This is a genomic window from Actinospica sp. (assembly GCF_035552695.1).
Taxonomy (GTDB): domain Bacteria; phylum Actinomycetota; class Actinomycetes; order Streptomycetales; family Catenulisporaceae; genus Actinospica.
In genome coordinates this window covers 38,974-59,832 of record NZ_DASZKT010000071.1, presented here as the reverse complement: position 1 = coordinate 59,832, position 20,859 = coordinate 38,974, and the positions used below count along the sequence as shown (strand labels likewise).

At 70.4% G+C, this 20,859-nt stretch carries 18 protein-coding genes; 10 read left to right on the top strand and 8 right to left on the bottom strand.

Annotated elements, in window-relative coordinates; all coding sequences use genetic code 11:
* The 6 genes from VG296_RS09935 to VG296_RS09910 all read left to right on the top strand — a co-directional run.
* A partial coding sequence (locus VG296_RS09935; RefSeq protein WP_325565336.1) for a ferric reductase-like transmembrane domain-containing protein occupies positions 1-501 on the top strand: 501 nt, incomplete at its 5' end.
* Positions 498-1,859, top strand: coding sequence for an NADH-ubiquinone oxidoreductase-F iron-sulfur binding region domain-containing protein (locus tag VG296_RS09930; protein ID WP_325565335.1), 1,362 nt, complete (start codon positions 498-500; stop codon positions 1,857-1,859). The genes VG296_RS09935 and VG296_RS09930, both read left to right, overlap by 4 nt.
* Entirely contained in the window at positions 1,856-2,107 is a 252-nt protein-coding gene (locus tag VG296_RS09925; RefSeq protein ID WP_325565334.1) for a ferredoxin, read from the top strand. The genes VG296_RS09930 and VG296_RS09925 overlap by 4 nt, the downstream gene beginning before the upstream one ends.
* On the top strand, positions 2,104-2,742 hold the full coding sequence (locus VG296_RS09920; protein ID WP_325565333.1) for a hypothetical protein: 639 nt from the start codon (positions 2,104-2,106) through the stop codon (positions 2,740-2,742). The genes VG296_RS09925 and VG296_RS09920 overlap by 4 nt, the downstream gene beginning before the upstream one ends.
* Positions 2,743-2,991: 249 nt before the next feature.
* Positions 2,992-3,939, top strand: coding sequence for a hypothetical protein (locus VG296_RS09915; protein WP_325565332.1), 948 nt, complete (start codon positions 2,992-2,994; stop codon positions 3,937-3,939).
* Between the two features lie 92 nt (positions 3,940-4,031).
* Positions 4,032-4,481, top strand: coding sequence for a hypothetical protein (locus VG296_RS09910; RefSeq protein ID WP_325565331.1), 450 nt, complete (start codon positions 4,032-4,034; stop codon positions 4,479-4,481).
* A gap of 18 nt (positions 4,482-4,499) precedes the next feature.
* Here the strand turns inward: VG296_RS09910 and VG296_RS09905 are convergent, their stop codons facing one another.
* Positions 4,500-5,099: a GNAT family protein gene (locus tag VG296_RS09905; protein WP_325565330.1), complete on the bottom strand. Its 600-nt coding sequence runs from the start codon at positions 5,097-5,099 to the stop codon at positions 4,500-4,502.
* Between the two features lie 80 nt (positions 5,100-5,179).
* Between VG296_RS09905 and VG296_RS09900 the strand changes: the two genes are divergently transcribed.
* On the top strand, positions 5,180-6,127 hold the full coding sequence (locus VG296_RS09900; protein WP_325565329.1) for an MBL fold metallo-hydrolase: 948 nt from the start codon (positions 5,180-5,182) through the stop codon (positions 6,125-6,127).
* A 12-nt stretch (positions 6,128-6,139) separates the two neighbouring features.
* Here the strand turns inward: VG296_RS09900 and VG296_RS09895 are convergent, their stop codons facing one another.
* The 6 genes from VG296_RS09895 to VG296_RS09870 are packed head-to-tail and all read right to left on the bottom strand — an operon-like array spanning position 6,140 to position 14,821.
* Positions 6,140-7,507: a sugar ABC transporter substrate-binding protein gene (locus tag VG296_RS09895; protein WP_325565328.1), complete on the bottom strand. Its 1,368-nt coding sequence runs from the start codon at positions 7,505-7,507 to the stop codon at positions 6,140-6,142.
* Positions 7,504-8,499 carry an acetylxylan esterase gene (locus VG296_RS09890; RefSeq protein WP_325565327.1) on the bottom strand — a complete coding sequence of 332 codons (996 nt, stop codon included), beginning with the start codon at positions 8,497-8,499 and terminating at the stop codon, positions 7,504-7,506. The genes VG296_RS09895 and VG296_RS09890 overlap by 4 nt, the downstream gene beginning before the upstream one ends.
* Positions 8,499-10,910, bottom strand: coding sequence for a glycosyl hydrolase family 95 catalytic domain-containing protein (locus VG296_RS09885; protein WP_325565326.1), 2,412 nt, complete (start codon positions 10,908-10,910; stop codon positions 8,499-8,501). Before VG296_RS09885 ends, VG296_RS09890 begins: the two co-directional genes overlap by 1 nt.
* Entirely contained in the window at positions 10,907-11,833 is a 927-nt protein-coding gene (locus tag VG296_RS09880) for a carbohydrate ABC transporter permease (protein WP_325565325.1), read from the bottom strand. The genes VG296_RS09885 and VG296_RS09880 overlap by 4 nt, the downstream gene beginning before the upstream one ends.
* A 20-nt stretch (positions 11,834-11,853) precedes the next feature.
* Complete coding sequence (locus VG296_RS09875) at positions 11,854-12,840, bottom strand: sugar ABC transporter permease (protein ID WP_325565324.1); 987 nt, start codon at positions 12,838-12,840, stop codon at positions 11,854-11,856.
* 37 nt (positions 12,841-12,877) lie between these two features.
* Positions 12,878-14,821: a carbohydrate-binding protein gene (locus VG296_RS09870; RefSeq protein ID WP_325565323.1), complete on the bottom strand. Its 1,944-nt coding sequence runs from the start codon at positions 14,819-14,821 to the stop codon at positions 12,878-12,880.
* 363 nt (positions 14,822-15,184) lie between these two features.
* On the opposite strand from VG296_RS09870, the gene VG296_RS09865 reads away from it, so the two are divergent.
* From VG296_RS09865 to VG296_RS09855, 3 genes are all read left to right on the top strand, one after another.
* Complete coding sequence (locus VG296_RS09865) at positions 15,185-16,357, top strand: ROK family transcriptional regulator (protein WP_325565322.1); 1,173 nt, start codon at positions 15,185-15,187, stop codon at positions 16,355-16,357.
* The gene (locus VG296_RS09860) at positions 16,354-17,439 is read left to right on the top strand and encodes a mandelate racemase/muconate lactonizing enzyme family protein (RefSeq protein ID WP_325565321.1); all 1,086 of its coding nucleotides are present in this window, start codon (positions 16,354-16,356) and stop codon (positions 17,437-17,439) included. Before VG296_RS09865 ends, VG296_RS09860 begins: the two co-directional genes overlap by 4 nt.
* 95 nt (positions 17,440-17,534) lie before the next feature.
* Complete coding sequence (locus VG296_RS09855) at positions 17,535-19,673, top strand: alpha-galactosidase (RefSeq protein ID WP_325565320.1); 2,139 nt, start codon at positions 17,535-17,537, stop codon at positions 19,671-19,673.
* Here VG296_RS09855 and VG296_RS09850 read toward each other — a convergent pair.
* On the bottom strand, positions 19,628-20,836 hold the full coding sequence (locus VG296_RS09850) for a benzoate/H(+) symporter BenE family transporter (protein ID WP_325565319.1): 1,209 nt from the start codon (positions 20,834-20,836) through the stop codon (positions 19,628-19,630). The two genes, VG296_RS09855 and VG296_RS09850, sit on opposite strands and share 46 nt — an antisense overlap.
* Positions 20,837-20,859 lie beyond the last annotated feature (23 nt).

Below are 20,859 nucleotides of genomic sequence, written 5' to 3'. Positions count from 1 at the left end.
CTGATCCTGCTGACCGCGGCCGTCGTGCTCGGCGTCGCGGGAGCAGGGCGGTACGCGCCGACGACGGTCGGGCGCTTCGAGGTCAACGCGCTGCACCGCAACCTCTCGGTGCTCTGCCTCGCGGTGCTCGCGGTGCACATCGGCACGACGCTGGCGGACAGCTACGTCCCCATCGGCTGGATCTCCGCGTTCGTGCCCCTTACCTCGCCGTACCGAACGCCGTGGGTCGCGCTCGGTACGGCGGGCTTCGACCTGCTGCTGGCCGTCGCCCTGACCAGCGCGGTGCGGCTGCGGATGGGCGTGCGCCGCTGGAAAGCGGTGCACTATCTGGCGTACGCGGCGTGGCCGGTCGCCGTCTTGCACGGGGTCAAGACCGGCACCGACACGAAGCTGGGCGCGCAGCAGGCGTTGTACGTGCTCTGCGTCGCCGCGGTGGTGGCCGCCGGCCTGTGGCGGCTGTACCGCCTCGCGCCCGGCCGGGTCGTGGGGTCCCGCCGATGACGACGGACACGCATGCGGCGGGGCGGCGCGGCTACGGCCGTCGGCCGCGTGTCCCACGCGGACCTGAGGGCCCGAACGGCGAGCGGCTGTTCGCCGGGTGGATGGCGACCGGCCGGGCCGCCGACCTGCCCGAGCACCTCGCCCGGTACGGCGGTCTGCCGTCCTTCGCCGAGCACGGCGAGCATCCGCTGATCGAGGCGGCGGCGCGCGCCGGGCTGACCGGGCGCGGGGGTGCCGCCTTTCCGACGGCGACGAAACTGCGCGCGGTGGCGCGGGCCAAGCGCCCGGAGCGCGTCGTGGTGGCGAACGGCATGGAGAGCGAGCCCGCCGCGGCGAAAGACAAAGCCCTGCTTCGCCTCGCGCCGCACCTGGTGCTCGACGGAATCCTGCTCGCCGCCGAGGCTGTCGGCGCCACCGAGGCGTATCTGTGCATCGCCGACGACCGCGTCGCGCTCGCGCGCGCGTTGCGGGAGATGGTCGCCGAGCGGAACTACCACGGCCTCGACCACATCGAGATCCAGGTGCGCACGCCGCCGCACCACTACGTCTCCAGCGAGGCCTCGGCCCTGGTGAACTGGCTCGGCGGCGGCGAGGCCAAGCCGGCCACGACACCGCCGCGCACCGCCGAACGCGGTGTGGCCGGGCTGCCGACGCTCGTCGACAACGTCGAGACGCTGGCGCATCTCGCGCTGATCGCGCGCTACGGACCGGACTGGTTCCGCTCCCGGGGCACGGCCGAGAGCCCGGGCAGCACGCTCGTCACCCTCGCCGGGGCGGTGCCCGCTCCGGGCGTGTACGAGGTCGCATACGGCACGCCGTTGCGCGAGGTCGTCTCGCTCGGCGGCGCGCCGCGCGATGTGCAGGCCGTGCTGGTCGGCGGCTACTTCGGCACGTGGCTGCCGGCGGGACAGGCGGCAGCACTCGAATACAGCGGACCGGGACTGGCCGTGGCCGGCGCGAACCCGGGCGCCGGCGTGCTGGCCCTACTGCCCTCGACCTCGTGCGGCCTCGCCGAGACGGCGCGCGTACTCGAATACCTCGCCGGGCAAAGCGCCCGGCAGTGCGGGCCGTGCCGCTTCGGCCTGCCCGCCACCGCCGAGGACTTCGCACAGCTCGCCTTCGGTCGCTGCGACCGCGCGGCCCGGGAACGGCTGGAGCGCCACGTCGCGCTGCTCCCCGGCCGCGGGGCGTGTAAGCACCCTGACGGCGCCGCCCGGCTCGCGGCCTCGGCCCTGCACACCTTCGCCCATGAGGTGCGCCGGCATCTGTCGGCCGGTCCGTGCCCGGCCGCGTTGCAGGCGCCGCCGCTGCTACCGGCCCCTGCCGCGGCTCCGATCGGGGAAGGTGACTGGCGATGAGCCGCGCGCACCGCCTCGTCATCGACCGCATCGCGTGCACCGGCCACGGGTTGTGCGCCGAACTGTTCCCCGAGCACCTGGCCCTGGACGAGTGGGGCTATCCGATACAGTCGCCCGGCCCGATCCCCGCCGCCCTGACCCGCCACGCGCGGCGCGCCGTCGCAGCCTGCCCGGCCCTCGCACTGCGCCTTGAAGTCTCGGCTCCGGCCTCGTCCCGCCCTTCGAACCCTGTCAGGAACAATCGATGACCCTCCCCCGCGCCGAGCCGTCGCCCCGCAGCCACCGTTCCGCCGCACCGCGGCGGCTCGGCGGTCCCGACGGCAACGAACGGCTCACCGCGCTCACCGGTGCCGTGCTGCTGGTGCTCTTCGCCGCCGAGGGCGTGACGCTGCTGCGGCTCGGGCGGCTGCTGTACTGGCACTACGCGATCGGCTTCCTGCTGATCGGCCCGGTCTGCCTGAAGATCGCAGCCACGGTCTATCGGTTCAGCCGGTACTACACGCGGCACGAGCCGTACGTGCGCAAGGGGCCGCCGCACCCGCTGCTGCGGATCATCGGTCCGCTCATCGTGCTCTCGACGATCGCGGTGCTCGGTACGGGTGTACTACTCGCCGTCCAGCACACCTCGCAGACCTACTTCGGCTTCCAGGTGGTGTTCCTGCACAAGCTGATCTTCGTCGGCTGGGCCGCGCTGATGACCGTGCACGTGCTCGCATATCTCCCGCGGCTGCCGCGCCTGCTGGCAGCCGACGCCGCACCCGGCCGCGCGGCGCGCGCCGTCGGCGGACGCGGACTGCGTTACGCGCTGCTCGTCCTCGCACTCGGTGCCGGCGTGATCCTCGCCGCATGGGGCGGACACCTCTCCGGCAGCTGGTATCGCTGACCGGAAGTTCTACATCTTCCCGGGCCGGTTGTTCACGACTTCTTCGGGAGCCGTTCAGAAGCCATCAAGATCGGCCCGGCGTCAGAGATTTTCCATACGCATGGGTATCCATGCCGAATCCATTGCCCGCGGGTAGTCAGAACTTTCCCCGGTTCTCATTGTCCTGATCTTGTCCGTCGTATTCGATATGCAGCGAGGTCACCACCTCTCTTACCCACAACGTCTTTCAATCAAGGAAGGCATTTCTGCATGCGCATACGCACCTTGGCCGGCGCCGCCCTCGCGGGCTGCGCGGGCCTGGCCCTGGCCGCGGCGCCCGCCCAGGCCGCCGTCGCCCACGGCTCGCACCCGATGGCTGTCCACTCCGCGCACCACGCCGTCACCCCCGCGGTGAGCGGTTCCGGGAACCTCGCCTACGGCGGCGGCCCGGTCGTGACCTCGCCGACCGTCTACGTCGTGTACTGGGGCAGCCAGTGGGGCACGTCCTCGGTCACCAACGACCCGTCCGGCGAGGCGGCGCTCCAGTCGTCGTTCTTCTCGCACGCCTACGGCAGCGGTGACACGTTCTTCACCTCGCAGACCCAGTACACCAACGGTTCCGGCGGCGCGGTCGGCCACCCGTCCGCCAACCCGCTCAAGGGCACCTGGCTGGACAGCTCGGCCAAGGCGCCGAGCCGCCCGTCGGACGCGCAGCTGGCCGCCGAGGCGGTCAAGGCCGCGGCGCACTTCGGCGTCTCCGGTGACAACATCCAGATCATCGTCGACTCCCCGCACGGCGTGGTGCCGAGCGGCTTCAAGACGCAGTACTGCGCCTGGCACGACGTGACATCGAGCTCGTCCGGCGCCGACGTGCCCTACACCAACATGCCGTACATCACCGACGCCGGCTCCGCCTGCGGCTCCGGCTTCGTCGCCGCGAGCAACGGCGTCAGCTCCACCGACGAGGGCATCACCATCGTCGGCGGCCACGAGTACGCCGAGACGCTGACCGACCCGCAGGCGGGCAACGGCTGGCTCGACGCCAGCGGCGAGGAGACCGGCGACAAGTGCGCCTGGATCTCCAGCGGCCAGGGCGCGTCGACGGTCATCGCCCTCAACGGCTCCTACTACGCGGTGCAGTCGCTGTGGAGCAACAACTTCGGCGGCGGCGCGGGCAACTGCGTCACCTTCTACACGAGCGCGTCCAACCAGCACTAGGAACGGCTCACCCGGACCGGGTCTCGCCACCGTGGGCGGTGGCGGGGCCCACCCGGAGTTCCTGTGCACATCAACCACGGAAGGACCGCGCCGTGATCGCGCCACGTATCAGCACCCACCGATGGCTGGCCGTCGCAGCCTGCTGTCTCGCGCCGCTCGCGCTCGCCGGCTGCTCGCCCGCGTCGGCCACGACGGCGACCGTCACCTCCAGCCCCTCCGCGCTGCCGGCCTGCAAGGCGCCCGCCGCCGACGGCCTGCCGCACAGCGCGGGCAGCATCACCCAGACCGACACCGGCGTGTACTGCCTCGGAGTCGGGAAGCTCATCGACATCTTCCTGACAGCGCCCGCCGGTTCGGCTTCGCGTTGGAGCGAGGTCCAGATCGCCGATACGTCGGTGCTCTCCTACGGCAACAACGGCGTGATGACCGCGATGCGCGACGAGACTCCGGGCGTCGTCGTCGGCCGGGCCCGCGGCGTGAGCACCGTGACCAGCACGCTGCCCAACGGCCAGTCCTGGACCGCCACCATCGTCGTGAGCTGATCTCTGTGAGCTGATCCGTCAGCCGAGCTTGGCCTCGTCGCGCAGCAGCGAGCCGATCCAGATGTCCTCGCGCACACCGCGTTGAATGCTGTGGGAGCGGAGCGTGCCCTCGCGGACGAAGCCGAGCTTCTCCACGACGTGCCAGGACGCCTCGTTGCCGGCGATCGCGAGCCATTCGACGCGCGCGAGGCCGAGTTCGTCGAAGCCCCAGCGGCACACCTCGCGCACCGCCTCCGCCGTGTAGCCGAGGCCGCGCGCGTCGGGTGCGGCCCAGTAGCCGATCTCGCCGACGCCGCCGCAGGGGGCGTCGAGGTCCTTGATCCGGTGCAGGCCGACGGAGGCGACCGGCAGGGCCCTCTCAGCGTCGAAGGCGCCGAACACGACGTCGGTGCCCGCCGCCCGGCCCTTGGGCAACACCCGGCGTACGAACACCTCCGCGTCGGCACGCGAGTACGGCGCCGGGATCGGCACGTAGCGCTGGATTTCCGCGTCCTGGCACACGGCCGTGATCGCGTCGATGTCGGCCTCGCCCCACGGCCGCAGCAGCAGGCGCGCGGTCCGCAGGGTCACGTTCGCGAAACTGCGCGTACCTGCGGTGTCACTGGCTTCGGGCGTCATGGGATCACAGTACACAGCACGCTACACAGCACACCGGGACGTAAACCGAGCCGTGTAGCGTGACGCCCATGGGAGATGCCATGGGATCCGTCGCAGACGACCGAACAGGGCCGGCCGCGGCTCAGCTGACCGAACTACTGCCGGGCGTCTACGCGTGGGTGCAGCCCGACGGCTCGTGGTGGGTGAACAACGCCGGCGCGGTCGTCGGCGACGATGGCGTGCTGGTCATCGACACGTGCGCCACCGCGGAGCGCACGCGGCGATTCCTCGACGCGCTGGACGCGGCGGTGAACGGTTCGCCGGTGCGGATGGCGGTCAACACGCACCAGCACGGCGATCACACGTACGGCAACAGCCTGCTGCCGGCGACGACCGTCCTTTTCGGGCACACGCTCATGCGCGAGGCGCTGCGGGTCGATCCGCTCATCGACGGCTGCCCGCCGGCGTGGAACCCGGTGCCGGACTGGGGGCCGGTCGAACGGCGACTGCCGGACGTCGTGATCGAGGATTCACAGACCCTCTATGTCGGTGACCGGCACGTCCGACTGCTGCACCCGGGACGGCCCGCGCACACGGCGGGCGATCTGATCGCCTGGCTGCCGGACGAGGCGGTGCTCTACTCCGGGGACCTGGTGTTCGCCGGGATCACCCCGCTCGAGCTCATGGGGTCGGTGCCGGGCGCGCTCGCCGCGATCGACTGGCTGGCGGCCTTCGAGCCTGGCATCCTCGTGCCCGGGCACGGACCGGTCCTGAAGGGCGCGGACGTGGCGCGCGTCCTGGAGGAGCAGCGCCGGTATCTCCGCTTCGTGCTCGACGTCGCCGAGCACGGGATCGCCCGCGGGCTGAAGCCGCTCGAGGCGGCGCAGGAGGCCTCGCTCGGCGAGTTCGCCGACTGGCCCGACGCCGAGCGCATCGTGCTCAACCTGCATCGGGTGTACGCCGACCGCGAGGGCCGCGACGTGGATCTCGTCGCGGCCCTGAGCGATGCGGTCACCTGGCTCGGCGGCCCGATGCACACCTCTGTCTAGGCAGCTGTCTGATCAGCTCGTCGACGTGAGGATCGAGGCGGACTTCGACTGCAGGCTGGCGAAGATGCTGTTGCCCGCCGAACCGTCGAAGAACTGGTCGAACATCGGCTGAAGCTCCGAGCCGAGCTGCGAGCCGTTGAGGTAGGCCGTCGCGGTGTAGAGCGAGTTCTGCTGCTCGTACTGCGTGAACACACTGAGGTTCAGACCCTGCTTCGCGAGGGTCGAGCTCATCGCGGTCATCGACGACGGGATCGAGGGGAAGAACGAACCGTTCTTCTCCGAGGCCATGGTCTGGCACTGCGCCGAGCCCATGTAGGACACCCACTTCCAGGTGTCCTCCGGGCTCTTGGTGCCGGCCCAGATGTTGTTGCCGTTCGAGTTGCTCATCACGGCGCGCTTGCCGTCGGGGCCGATCGGCGTCGGGGCTATCCCGGTCGTGACGCCGCTCAGCTTGGCGTACGTGGACGCGCTCCAGGAGCCGTCCATCGCCAGCGCCACCTTGCCCGAGCCGAGCAGGGTCGTGTCGCTCACGCTGCTCTGGCCGTTGGCCTGGGTGTACTCGCCGAACGGCGGGATGTAGCCGTCCGTGGCCAGGCTCTTGATCCAGTCCATCGTCTGGACGAAGCGCGGGTCGTTGTAGTTGAGCTGGGTCGGCCAGTCCGCCTTGTTGCCGAGCGTCCAGCCGGTCGTCGGAGTCAGGTCCGCCCAGGTCATCTGGCCGATGAAGTCGTCCGCGTTCAGCCCGGTCATGCCGTAGACGGCCACGGCGTTCTTGTTGAAGCCCGGCTGGTCTCCGCGCACGCCGTTCTTGTCGACGGTCAGGTGCTCGATCATCTTCTGGAACGTGCCGCCGTCGGTCGGGTTCCAGGTCAGCGAGTCGACGTCCTGCGTGGTGTACCCGGCCTTCTGCAGCAGACCGCTGTTGTAGTAGATCGCCGTCGCGGCCCAGTCCAGCGGCAGGCCGTACTGCTTGCCGTCGGTGAACTTCCACGCGCTCACGCCGACCGAGAACTGGCTGAGGTCGTACTTCGACGCCGAGATGTACGAGTCGAGCGGCAGCAGCTGCCCCTGCTTCGCGTAGCTCGGGTAGTACTGGACGCTGTCCTGGAACGCGTCGGGCGCGTCGCCGGCCACCATGTCCGCGGTGATCTTGGTGAACATGTCGCTGACGTCGTACTGGGAGATGTCCACCGTGATGCCCGGGTTGGCCTTCTCGAACGCGGTCGCGCACAGCTGATACGCCGACGCCTGGTTCGGGTCCCAGGTCCACCAGTGGATTGTCGTGGGGCCGGATGAGCCGCTGCTGCCGCCGGAGCACGCTCCGGCGAGTAACACAGTCGCGGCGGCCGTGGCCAGCGTCGCGAGAATGCGGGTTCTCATGATGTCTGTTCCTCCTTGAACAGTGAATGGAAGGCGGACAGGACGTCGGCTCGGTCTTCTGGACCGCCCGCGTCATGGCCGTTGTAGGTCCAAAGGTTGATGTGCTTTGGTCCGGCGTACGCGTGGTAGGCCCCGAACGCGGTCGACGGCGGGCAGACGCCGTCCATCAGACCTGTGGAGAACCACGCCGGGGCGGTGGCTCGGGCGGCGAACCCGAGCCCGTCGAAGTAGCCGAGCGTGCGGAACACGTCCGTCTCGGCCGTGCGGTGTGTCCCGAGGTACGCGGCGATCTCGCGGTACGGATCGGCGTCGGTGATGCGCGTGGCGCGCCGGATGTCGCACAGGAGCGGAGCCTGTGCGTGCAGCGCGGAGACTTCGTCGGGTACGAGCCCTGCGACGGCGAGCGCGATGCCGCCGCCCTGGCTCGCGCCGACGGCCGCGACACGTGACGCGTCGACCCGGGCGTGCTCGCGCAGCACCTGGACGGCGCGGACGGCGTCGACGAAGACCCGGCGGTAGTAGTAGGTCTCCGGGCTCTCCAGGCCCCTGGTGAGGAAGCCCGGCTGGGTCGGGCCGGCGGAGCCGACGGGGTCGCCGGTGTCGCCTCCCGCGTGGCCGCCGCCCTGGCCGCGCGTGTCCATCAGCAGGTGCGCGTATCCGGCGCTGGCCCACAGCAGGTCGTCCAGCGCGTGGCCGCGTCCGCTGCCGTAGCCGTGGAACTGGACGATGCCGGGCAGCGCCGTCTCGTCGGCCAGGCGGGCCAGGCGGGGCAGCCGCAGCCAGGCGCGGACGGGATGGCCCGCGTATCCGGCGAAGGTGACGTCGTAGACGTCGACGGTGCGCAGGCCGGTCTCGACGGGCTCGATCCGCACGTCGAGGGGCACGTCCGCGGCCTCGTCCAGAGTCTGCTGCCAGAACTCGTGGAAGTCGACAGGGGGCTTATACGTGCTCCGGTATTCCCAGAGGCCTGCTTCATCCAGGTCGGTCAGCATCAGATGTCCTCGAGGGTTGGTCCGAGGCGCACGCTGCTGCCCTGGGCGACGTGGATCGGGCGCAGCTGACCGCCGTACCGCACGCTCACCGGCCGTTCCGGGTCGCCGGAGATCCGGCGCACGGTGAGCTCGGAGAGAGCTCCGCCGAGCCAGACCACGTCCACGGCGAGCCCGCCTCGGCACCCGATCCCGCGGCACGAGCCGTCGGCCCACTCCTCCGGCAGCGCCGGAAGGATGCGCAGCGAGCCGCCGTGGCTCTGCACGAGCATCTCCAGCACGCCGGCCATCAGGCCGTAGTTGCCGTCGATCTGGAACGGCGGGTGCGTGCTGAACAGGTTCGGGAGCAGCCCGCCCCACTTCGAGCCGTCCGGCGGCGCGTCCACGGTCGGGTCACCGTCGTACGGGCGGGTCGCCTCGAGCAGTAGCGAGTGCGCCTGCCTGGCCTGGCCGAGCCGCGCGCGCAGCGCGATCTTCCAGGACCAGGACCAGCCCATCGCGCCGGGCCCGCGCCCGTCCAGCGTCCCCATGGCCGCCGCGGCGAGCCCGGGCGTGGACAGCGGGTCGATCTGGTCGAGCGGGTGGACGGCCACGAGGTGCGACATGTGCCGGTGCTGCGGGTACGCGTCGCGGTGGTCGACGGACCACTCGCGCAGCCGGCCGTCGGAGGTCGCTCGCGGCGGGCGCAGCCGAGGCAGCGCCCTGCGGATCTCGGCGCAGGTCTCGTCGTCGATGTCGAGGATGTCTGCGGCGGCGAGCGTGCGCGTGAACTGTGCGCAGATCAGGGCCATGTCCATGCCGGTGGAGAGGGACAGCGACTCCTCGGTGCCGTGCCGGGAGACGAACTTGTTCTCGGGCGAGGTGGACGGGATGGTGTCGAGCAGGCCGTCCTCGCCCTCGACGAGCCAGTCGAGGCAGAACTCCGCGGCCCCGCGCAGCAGCGGCCAGCCGCGCTCGCGCAGGAAATCAGTGTCCTGTGTGAAATCGTAGTGCTCCCAGACGTGCTGGCACAGCCAGACGCCGCCCATCATCCAGATCGCCCAGGCCGTGTCGCCGTGCCCCATGCCGACCGGCAGCGCCCAGCCCCACATGTCGGTGTTGTGGTGCGCGACCCAGCCGCGCGCGGCATAGAGCTCGCGGGCGACGTGCGTTCCGTTGGCGGCCAGGTGTTCGATCAGCTCGATCAGCGGCTCGTCGCAGCTGCCGAGCCCGGCCTGCCACGCCCCCCAGTAGTTCATCTGGAGGTTGATGTTGATGGTGTAGTTCGACGACCACGGCGGCCGGAGGCTGTCGTTCCAGATGCCCTGCAGGTTCGCCGGCGGCCCGCCGCCGGGCCGCGACGCGCTCGCCAGCAGGTAGCGCCCGAGCTGGGTGATCACGGTGGCCGTCAGCAGCTCGTCCTTGCCGGACAGCACGTCGTCGGCGACGTCGAACGTGCCGCCGTGTCGCGTGCCGATCGTCACGGCCGTGCCGCCGAGTACGCCGCGCAGGTCGGCGTCGTGCTCCGCGAACAGGCGCCGCTCCCCTATCGCCATCGCGGCTTCGGCGATCCCGACGGCACGACTTACGTGCGCGTCGCGGCCGATCGGCTCGTTGCCGAACCAGTAGTCGGCGTTGCTGGTCGAGCTCGCGACGGTGATCAGCACGCGCGACGCACCCCGTACCGCGCACGTCGCGTCGTCGGCGGTCAGCGTCCCGTCGGTGTCTATGGACATTGCGACGGCGCCGTAGGGGTCGTAGTCGCCGGTCGGGCCGTCGGCGTAGCGCAAGGATTCTGCGACGCCCGGCTCGTGCTGCGGCGCGCCGTCCACCGGGATCTCGACGCCCACGGCGGTCGCGGTGCGCCGCTCGACACGCAGCGGCGAAGTCAGCTCGACATCGAGGTCGACGACGCCGTCCTCGACTTCGAGCGCGATGCACAGCACGCCCGCGGGCCGGCTGGCCCAGGTCGTGCGGCGCACGGTCCGTCCGTCGACCTCGAGCCGCTCGGCGACGACGCCGTTGTCGAGGTTCAGGGCGCGCCCGAGCGAGGTCGGCTCGTCGCCGAGCAGGGAGACGTGCAGGTCGGCGAACGCCAGGTACTCCTGCGTGTACCGGCCCTCGAAGGTCAGCATCAGCTGCTCGGCGAGCCGGTAGTCCTCGGCGCGGATCGCGGCGCGGATCTCCTCGAGCCGATCCGGTCCGGCGCCGGCCGCGAGCAGCTCGGCGAGCGCGTCCCCCGGCCCGTCCGGCGTGCCGGACCAGACGGTGGCGTCGTTGATCTGCCAGTGGGCGCGGCGTGCGCCGCCGAAGACCATGGCGCCGAGCCGGCCGTTGCCGACGGGGGCCGCCTCGACCCAGTGCCGGGCCGCTCCCGGCCAGGACAGCACCAGGTCGGTGGCAGGGTGCTGAGCGAAGATTGCGGAGTCGTTCATCGAAGACCTGAGAATCCGATCGAGTTGACGATGCGTCGGCCGAAGACCATGAAAAGGAGCAGCATCGGGAGCGCGGCGACACAGGTGGCGGCCATCAGTCCGGCCCAGTCCGGCTGGGTCTCCGGGGAGGCCTGCTTGAACAGCGCCAGGCCCAGGGTCAGCGGCTCGGTGCTCTGGTTGTTGGCCACCAGCAGTGGCCAGAAGTAGTCGTTCCAGGTGTTGATGAACGTGAGCAGCGTCAGCGTGGTCAGCGGCACGGCCGTCATCGGCAGCACGATGCGGAACAGCACCGTGAGCCGGCCGGCGCCGTCGATGATCGCCGCTTCCTCGATCTCGGTGCTCAGCCCGAGCATGAACTGCCGCAGGAAGAAGATGTCGAACGCGGAGAACAATGCGCCCGGCAGGATCAGGCCGGCGAAGCTGTTGATCAGACCCAGGTTCTTGATGAACACGAAGTTCGGCAGCAGCGTCAGGATGCCCGGGATCATCAGCGCGCACAGGAAGATCGAGAACATCAGGTTGCGTCCGCGCCAGTGCAGCCGGGCGAACGCGTACGCGGCCAGCGCCGAGCAGAGCACCACGCACACGGTGAGTACGGTTGCGTAGATCACCGAGTTGCGGAGGTAGACGGCGATGTCGACGGTCGCGCCGGAACCGCCCTGGGCGAGCGCCGCGGACTGGCCGGAGATGCCGAGCACGCGCTCGAACGCTCCCCAGGTGAAGCCCGTGGGCAGCAGCGAGGACGGGTGCGTGTCGAGCGAGTAGTTGTTCGACAGCGCGGTGCGCAGCACCCAGTAGAAGGGGAAGATGGTGATGAACAGCACGCCGACCAGGTAGGCCCAGGCCAGGATCCGGCCGACCGACAGCGGGCGGCGGCGGGTGTTAGGCGGGGCGCTCCGCGGCGGGGTCAGGGCTATCGCCATTGCAGTTCTCCTCGGGGTGCTTAGGCGAGGTCGGATTCGCTCGCGCGGGTCATCCGCATCTGCAGGAAGGTGATGGCCAGCAGCATCACGAAGAGCGCGATGGACATCGTCGAGGCGTATCCGAAGTCGAACTCCGAGAAGGCCTTCGTGTAGATGTACAGAGGCAGCACGTTCGAGGCGTCCGCCGTCCCGCCGTTCGGGGTGACGACCTGGACGATGTCGAAGACCTGGAACGAGCCGATGACGGTGAGGATGACCACCATCGCGAGCACCGGCCGCAACAGCGGGACCGTGATGCGGCGGAAGATCCGCACTTCGCCGGCGCCGTCGAGCCTGGCCGCCTCGTACACGTCGGGCGGGATCATCTGCAGGCCGGCGAACAGCAGCACGGCGTTGTAGCCCATCGACTTCCAGACGTTGATCAGCGCGACGGTGGGGATCGCCCAGCCGCTCGAGCCGAGGAACAGGAAGTTGTGCCCGGTCAGGTCCTGCAGCCAGATGTTGACGATGCCGAGCTGCGACTGCAGCATCCAGGACCAGACCAGGCCCGCGACGACGCCGGAGATGAGGAACGGCAGCAGGACCATGCCCCGGATGACGGTGGACTTGGTCAGCCGGTGCATGATGACCGCGGTGATCAGCGAGAAGAAGATCCCGATGCCGACCGACAGCACGACGAAGTAGATCGTGACCCGGACCGAGTTCCAGAAGATGCTGTCGTGGATCAGCTCGCGGTAGTTGGCCAGCCCCGTCCACTGCGCCGGGCTGAGCACGTGGAACGTGGTGAAGCTGAGATAGACGCCGCGCACCAGCGGATATACGGCGAATATCAGGAATCCGACCATCGCCGGGGCGATGAGCAACCAGGCCACCCGCCAGTCCTTGCGGTGGATGGGCGAGCTGGACGCGGAACGGCGGGACTTGCGCACGCCCCGCCGTGCGGCGCGGGCGGCCGAGTCGGGTGGAGCCGCGTTCGGTGCGGTGATACGGGGTATGGTGCCGGCCACGGCTCTGTCTCCTTCTCGACTTCCCGCGCCGCCCGGGTTACAGGGCGATCTGGCTGATGTCGGCTGAGTAGTTGGTGGGGTTGGAGAATTCGATGGAGTTGGTGCCCGCCTGCAGGGTCACCGGGACGGTCACCGTCTGGGTGTCGGCCCAGTCGTTGTCGCCGGTGCCGTCGGTGGGCAGGTTGAACGAGTTTCCGTTGACCGTGACGATCGATGTGCGTCCGGTGTCGCCGTCCACGTAGGTCACGGTCATCAGATAGGTGCCTGCGACCGGTACGGAGATGTCCGGATAGGTGAGCGTTCCGCCGCCGCCGAGGTAGCCGACCTTCTGCCCGCCGGGGCAACCCGAGCAGGAGTAGACCGCCGCGCTACCGCCGAGGACGCTGCTGGACGCGGCCGCTGGATACGCGGTCGCCCCGCTTTCCGGTGTCGTCGTCACGGTGATCGTGGTGCTCGCTGCCGAGGATTTGGCGTACGAGCGGTTCGCCACGACCGCGAAGGTGTGGCTGGTGCTCGGCGAGAGCCCGGCGATCACCGCGGAGGTGCCGCTCACGGTGCTGACGGCCTTACCGTCCATGTCGACCGTGTAGCCGGTCGCGTTCTTGGAGGCGTTCCAGCCGAGCGAGACGGTGTCGCCGGTGGCGGCGGTGCCGTGCACGCCGGTCGGGACGCTCGGCGCGGTGGTCGACGAGGCAGGCGTGATCCGCAGCAGCTCCGAGCCGTGCGCGGGCAGACTGGCGCTGACGCTGCCGTTCGCGGTGCCCACGTTCGACTTCGTCCACAGGTTGCGCACCTGCGCCGAGCCGGAGATCCCGATGTCGCTCCAGTTCGCGGTGACCGTCGCGGTGGACGAGCCCATGTTGAACAGCGCGACCGTGTAGCTGCCGTCGCTGTTGCGGGCGTACCACACCTGCTGGTCCGTGTTCTGGCTCACCGGCCGGGCCGGGTTGCCGGCCTGGTCGACGGCGATGACCTCACGGTTGGTCAGCAGCGATCTGCCGTAGCTGTCGAGCTGGGTCAGGTCGTCGCCGGCGAGCAGCGGCGCGGCCTCGATCGCCCAGAACGTCATGTAGCTCTGGCGTTCGTCGTTGGTGATGCCGTCCATCGTGCCGTCGCCGACGTCCAGCGAGTCGAGGTTGTTCCAGTGCCCCGGCCCGGCGTCGGGGATCCACTGGACCACGTCGGTCCAGCGCTGCTTGACCGAGTTGTTCCAGGTGACGAGCGTGCCGCAGTAGCACTCGACGTCGGTGTCGATCCGCCAGCCGTTCGCGTACTGCTGCCACACCGAGGCGTCGGTGTGCGCGAGCGACCAGGAGAGGGTGAACTGGATCGGCCGGCCGGTCGCCTTGAGGGCGCTCGACCACGCGGCCACGTCCGGGGTGTTGTCGTAGTTGGTGCCGCCCTGGTTCGAGCCGGGGCCGACGCCGTCGAGCTTGAGGAAGTCGACGCCCCAGGACGCGAACTCGTTCGCGATCGAATTGATGTAGTCCTGCGCGCAGGGACTCGCGTAGTCGATCTTGTAGGCGCTGTTCCAGCCGTTCGTCAGCCGCAGGTCCGGGTAGACGATGTTGGCGGTGGTGCAGCCGGCCGCGCCGTAGATCGGCGTGTTGCCGTTGTTGTACGCGGCGGGCGCGAGACCGACGGCGAGGTAGATGCCGAGCTTGAGGCCCTTGGCGTGCACGTAGTTCGCGATGTACGCGATGCCGTCGGGGAACGTCGTCGGGTTGGCGATCGGCCGACCGTAGGAGTCGAAGCCGTTCGACCAGCCCGCGTCGATGTTGAGGTAGTTGTAGCCGTAGGACTCCAACTCGCTCGAGAGCGCGTCCGCCTGCTGCAGGATGTGCGCCTCGGTAAGCCAGGACGCGCCACCGGTCGGGTTCACACCCGGATAGTTCGTCGACTCCAGGCTCCAGCTGCTCCAGCCCATCAGCGGGGTCTGGGCCAGAGTCTGGTGCGAACTCGCCGCGGGTGCGGCGGGCACGGCGGATGCAGTCGTTGTAGTGGGCGTAGTGGCGGCGTTCGCGCTGGCGCTGATCGGTCCGGCGAGGACCGCCGAGGCCGCGGCGACCGCGAGTACCAGGGTGGAGTGAAGTAATCTTCGACAGCTGCGTACGGTCATGGACCGCTCCGTCTCAGTCGCGTCGTTGCTGACCAGTGCGGGAAAGGGGCAGTGCGTCGTGGCGTCGCGCGGCGGAGGGCAACCCGGCGGCGCCGACGTGTCGGGAGCGTAGCCGGGTATCTTTCTTCCGTCAACATATCGAGAAGCTCCCGCTGGGATGATTACCTCGGAACCTTCGATCTAGCTGCTCTTCTTTAACTTTCCGAGTGTGGTTATACTTCGGCCGTGCTCCCCACTCAGGCTCCTGCGGTCGCGCAGGTCTTCCACACCGTGCTCGCACACGGGCCGCTCAGCAGGGCGGAGGTGACCCGGCGCACCGGGTTGTCCCCCGGCGCGGTCACCAAGGCCTCCGCCCCGCTCATCGAGGACGCCTGGATCGAAGAGGTCGGACCTCCTCCCGGCGAGCGGGCCGCGGGCCGGCCGGCGACGCTGCTCTCGGTGCGCGCGGCGCGGGCCGGCTTCATCGGGGTGAAGGTGACCGCCGAGGAGCTGTTCTGCGTGCGCACGGATCTGACGGCGCATCCGCTGGCCACCCGCCGCGCCGAGCTGGACTCGCAGGACGTCGGCAGCGTGGTGCAGGCCATAGGCAAGCTGGTGCACCGGCTCACCACCGGCCAGGGCGCGCGTTCCGCACCGCGGGTCGAGGGCCTGGGCGTGGCCATCTCCGGCGACGTCGACGGGCACACCGGCGTGGTGCACCGCTCCCCGTTCCTGAACTGGCGGGGCGTGCCGCTGGCCAGGCTCGTCGAGGAGGCCACCGGGCTGCCGACCGTCATCGAGAACGACGTTCGGGCGCTGACCGTCGCCGAGCAGTGGTCCGGCGCCGGAGCCGGTCTCTCTTCCTTCGCGGTGGTGACCGTCGGCACCGGCATCGGCGCGGGCCTGTCGATCGGCGGCAACGTGGTCACCGGTGCGCACGGCGTGGCCGGCGAGGTCGGGCATCTGCCGGTCGGCGGCGATCGCATGTGCACCTGCGGCAACGTCGGCTGCGTCGAATCGATCGCGGCCACCCAGGCGATCGTCGAGCAGGCGCGGCAGGCCGCGGGCGACCCGAAGCTCACCATGGCCGACGCGGTCCGGCTCGCACGCGGCGGAAACCGCGCGGTGCTCGCCGTGTTCACCAGGGCCGCGCAGGCGCTCGGGCTGGCGATCGCGGCCGTGGCCAACCTGATCGGCCCGGAGCGCATCATCATCTCGGGCGAGGGCGTGGCCTTCTACGACCTCTTCGCCGAGCAGATCCGCGAGACCTTCACCGCGCAGGCCTTCGGGGCGGCGAAGGACTGCGATCTGATCGTGCGTCCGCTGCCGTTCGAGGAGTGGGCACGCGGCGGCGCCGCGGTGGCCGCGCAGAACCTCGTCGTCCCGTCCCGGTCGCGTACCGGAGGAGTCCGCGCATGAGAATCATCGAAGCCGACGCATACCTGGTGGACATCGCCGTCGAGACCGTTCGCACGGACGCGGTGCAGTCCTTCGTCAAACAGGAGACGGTGTTCGTCGACCTGGTCACGGAGGACGGCAACCGCGGGACCGGCTACGCGTACACGATCGGCACCGGCGGCGGGTCCGTCCTCGCCATGCTGCGCGCGCACCTGCTGCCGCGGCTGATCGGCGCCGACTCCCGGCAGATCGAGCATCTGTGGCACGACCTGTTCGCCTCGACGCGGTCCACGACGGTCGGCGCGATCACCTCGCTCGCGCTCGCCGCCGTCGACACCGCGCTGTGGGATCTGCGCTGCCTGCGGGCCGGGGAGCCGTTGTGGCTGGTGGCCGGCGGCTTCAGGCGCGAGGTGCCGCTCTACGACACCGAGGGCGGCTGGCTGCATCTGAGCACTGAGGAACTCGTCCGCGGAGCGCTCGCCGCGCGGGCGGCGGGCTGGCCCGGCGTGAAGCTGAAGGTGGGAAAGCCGCGCGTCGAGCAGGACGTGGAGCGGCTGCGCGCGGTGCGCGACGCGGTCGGTTCAGAACTCGAGGTCATGGTGGACGCGAACCAGTCGCTGACGGCCGCGGAGGCGCGCCGCCGGGCCGCCGCGTTCGAGCCGCTGGGCCTGGCCTGGTTCGAGGAGCCGCTGCCCGCGGACGACGTATCGGGGCACGCGGTCCTCGCCCGCTCGACCTCGATCCCGATCGCGGTGGGCGAATCGCTCTACTCGGTCGGGCAGTTCCGCGACTACCTGCACCGCGAGGCGGCGTCGATCGTGCAGGTCGACGTGGCGCGGGTCGGCGGGATCACGCCGTGGCTGAAGGTCGCGCACCTGGCCGAGGCGTTCAACGTGCACGTCTGCCCGCACTTCCTGATGGAGCTGCACGTGAGCCTCGTCGCCGCGATCCCCAACGGCCGGTACGTCGAACACATCCCGCAACTGCGCGCGGTGACCCGGGGACAGCTGCGCGTCGAGGACGGCCGCGCGATCGCGCCCGACGAGCCGGGACTCGGCATCTCCTGGGACCGCGACGCCGTCGACGACCGCCGCGTCGCGTAGCCCCGGCACGGATCCAGCCCAGATCCGGCCCAGATCCGCCGAAGGTATTGGCCGAATTCTTTTCCTCTGTCAACATATAGCCGGGAGGAAATCGCATGTCCACGATCACGTTCAATCCCGGCAGTCGCACGTGGCTGCTCAGCACGCCGCGCTCGTCCTACGGGCTGCAGCTCGACGCCACCGACGCGCCACGCCACCTGCACTGGGGCGAGCGACTCACGCTCGGTCAGGTCGAGGCGCTGCCGCATACCTACCAGCCCGGGCGCACCGACAGCTTCGGCGGACGCCGCGTCCCCGAGGAGATCGCGGTGGACGGCGGCGACCGCTATGGCGCTCCAGGCCTGCAGTTGCAGTTCGCGGACGGCACCCGCGCGCTCGAATGGGCGTATGAGGGGTACGAGATCGTCAACGACGAGTCCGGCGCCTCACTCCGGCTGCGCATGCGTGACAAGAACTACCCGCTCGGGATCTCGCTTCACTACCGCGTCTACCACGACAGCGACGTGATCGAGCGTCACCTGGTGCTCGATCACTGGAGCGAGGACCGCGCGCTCTCGGTGCTGCGGGCCGACTCGGCCGGCTGGTCGCTCCCGGCGCGCGCGAACTACCGGGTCGGGCACGTCGTCGGCGACTGGGCGGCGGAGACTCAGCTGCGACGGGACGCGCTCGCCTGGGGCGAGACGGTGTTCACCAGTCGGCGCGGCATCACCGGACATCAGGCGAATCCGTGGGTGATGCTCGACGCAGGCGACGCGGACGAGCAGCACGGCCAGGTGTGGAGCGCGGCGCTGGCCTGGAGCGGCAGCTGGCGAATAGCCGTGCAGCGCGGCACGGACAACCGGGTGCAGGTGACCGGGGGCTTCGGGCACGACGGCGTGAGCTGGCGACTCGGTCCCGGCGAATCGCTGACGACGCCGGCGGTCCTCGGGCTCTACAGCGGCGGCGGATTCGGCGCGACCAGCCGAGCGTGGCACGGCCACGTCCTGCGTCACGTGCTGCCGCACCCGCGCGAGGTACGGCCGGTGCTGTACAACTCGTGGGAGGCGACCGGCTTCGACGTGGACGAGGCCGGGCAGCGCAAGCTCGCGGCCCAGGCCGCGGAGCTCGGCGTCGAACTGTTCGTGATGGACGACGGCTGGTTCGGCACGCGCACGAGCGACCTGGCCGGGCTCGGCGACTGGACGCCGAGCGCGGAGCGCTTTCCCGAAGGCCTCGGCCCGCTGGCCGAGGAGGTGCACCGGCTCGGGATGGCCTTCGGCCTGTGGGTCGAGCCGGAGATGGTCAACCCGGACAGCGAGCTCTACCGGCAGCACCCTGACTGGGTGCTGCACTTCGAGAACCGGGAGCGCACGGAGCTGCGCAACCAGCTCGTGCTGAACTTCGCGAGGCCGGACGTTGCGGCGTGGGCGCACGAGTGGCTGGACCGTCTCGTCTCCGAGCACGCGATCGACTTCCTGAAGTGGGACATGAACCGCTCCTTCAGCGAGGCCGGGTGGCCGGAGCACGGCACGGACGGAGAGGCCGATCGGCTCTGGATCGACCACGTCCGCAACGTGTACGCGATCATCGACCGGCTGCGCGCGGACCACCCGAACCTGCGCATCGAGGGGTGCAGCGGCGGAGGCGGCCGCATCGACCTGGGCATGCTGGCGCGGACCGACCAGGTCTGGCCGTCGGACAACACGGACGCCCTGGACCGGCTGACCATCCAGCACGGCTTCACGCAGCTGTACCCGGCGCGCGTGATGTCGGCGTGGGTGACGGACTCCCCGAACCCGACCACCGGCCGCACGATTCCGCTGCGCTTTCGCTGCCATGCGGCGATGAGCGGCGTGATGGCGCTCGGCGGGAATCTGACCGAGTGGAGCGAGCAGGAGTTGCACGACGTGGCCCGCGAAGTGGCGCGCTACAAGGAGATTCGCGACACGGTCCAGCTCGGCGTCCGACACCGGCTGAGCGATCCCGATGATGCCAGTGGCCTGACAGCCGTGCAGTACACGAGTACTGATGACGCGGAGACGGTCGTCTTCGCGTGGCAGCCCATCCGTTCCTTCGGCCGCGAGCCCGGACCCGTTCGCCTCGCCGCCCTCGACCCGGCGGCCCGTTACCGTGACCGCTCCTCCGGCCGCGAGTACGACGGCGCCGTGCTGGCCGAGTACGGCCTCCCGCTCGAGCTGCCCTCAGGCGACTATGCCAGCTCCTTGACGGTCTTGGAACGGATCCCGGCTCGCTGAATCGCGAGGACCGCGAGTCCGCAGACCAGGCCCCAGAACGACGCGCCGATGGAGAGCACTGAGATTCCGGAGGCGCTGACCGCGAAGGTGATCGCCGCCGCCTCGCGGTGGTCCGGGCCGGAGACGGCGGCGGCGAGCGCGGAGCCGAACGTGCTCATCAGCGCGAGCCCGGCGACGGCCTCGATCAGCAGCGGCGGCGTGACCGCGAGCAGCGAGGTCGCGAGCGCGGCGGACAGTCCGAGCGCGATGTAGACGACCCCGGCCGTGACCGACGCGATCCAGCGTCGGCGCGGGTCCGGGTGCGCGTCGGGGCCGGCGGACAGGGCGGCACTGATCGCGGCGAGGCAGACCCCGAACACGCCCAGCGGCGCGCCGGCCGTGGTCGCCGCGCCGGTGCCCAGCAGCGCCGGCCGCAGTTCGACGTCGTACCCGAACCCGCGCAGTACGGCCTGGCCGGGGAGATTCTGCGCGGCCATGGTGATCACGTAGAGCGGCAGCGCTATCCCGACCAGCGCGCCGAGGCTCACCGTGGGGACCGTGAAGTCGAAGCGCGGCAGCAGACCGGCGCCGGAGCCGCCGAGTCGTCCGTTGTGGTGCACGGCGACCTCGACCAGCGCGACGGCCAACGCGGCGGGCGCCGCCCAGCGGCGTGCGATCCGGGAAAGCAGTAGCCATACGGCGATCGGGGCGAGGGCGAGGGCGGGCAGCTGAACCGCGGCCCGGACCGGTGCCAGGCAGAGCGGCAGCAGCACCCCGGCGAGCAGCGCGGACGTGATCGGACCGGGTATTCGCCCGATCCAGCCGACCAGTCGGCCGGAGAGCCCGGTGAGCACGATCAGCAGCCCGGCGACGGCGAACGCGCCGACGGCCGCCGGATATCCGCCGTGCTGCCGTCCCGCCGCGGCGAGCAGCGCGGCGCCCGGCGTGGACCACGCGATGCTGATCGGCTGCCTACGTCGGATGCCGTACCAGATCGCGAGGCCGCCGACGGCGAGACACGAGGCGAGCAGCGCGGACACCGCCTGCCGCTGGTCGGCACCGACCGCCCGCAGCCCGACCACCACCAGCGCGAACGAGGCGCTGAACCCGACGAGCGCGGTGACCAGCCCGGCGATCAGCGGCTGGGCCAGCCCGCGGGCCGTTCCGTAAAGAGAACGTTCCATAAACGGAACGATACGCCGGTCGA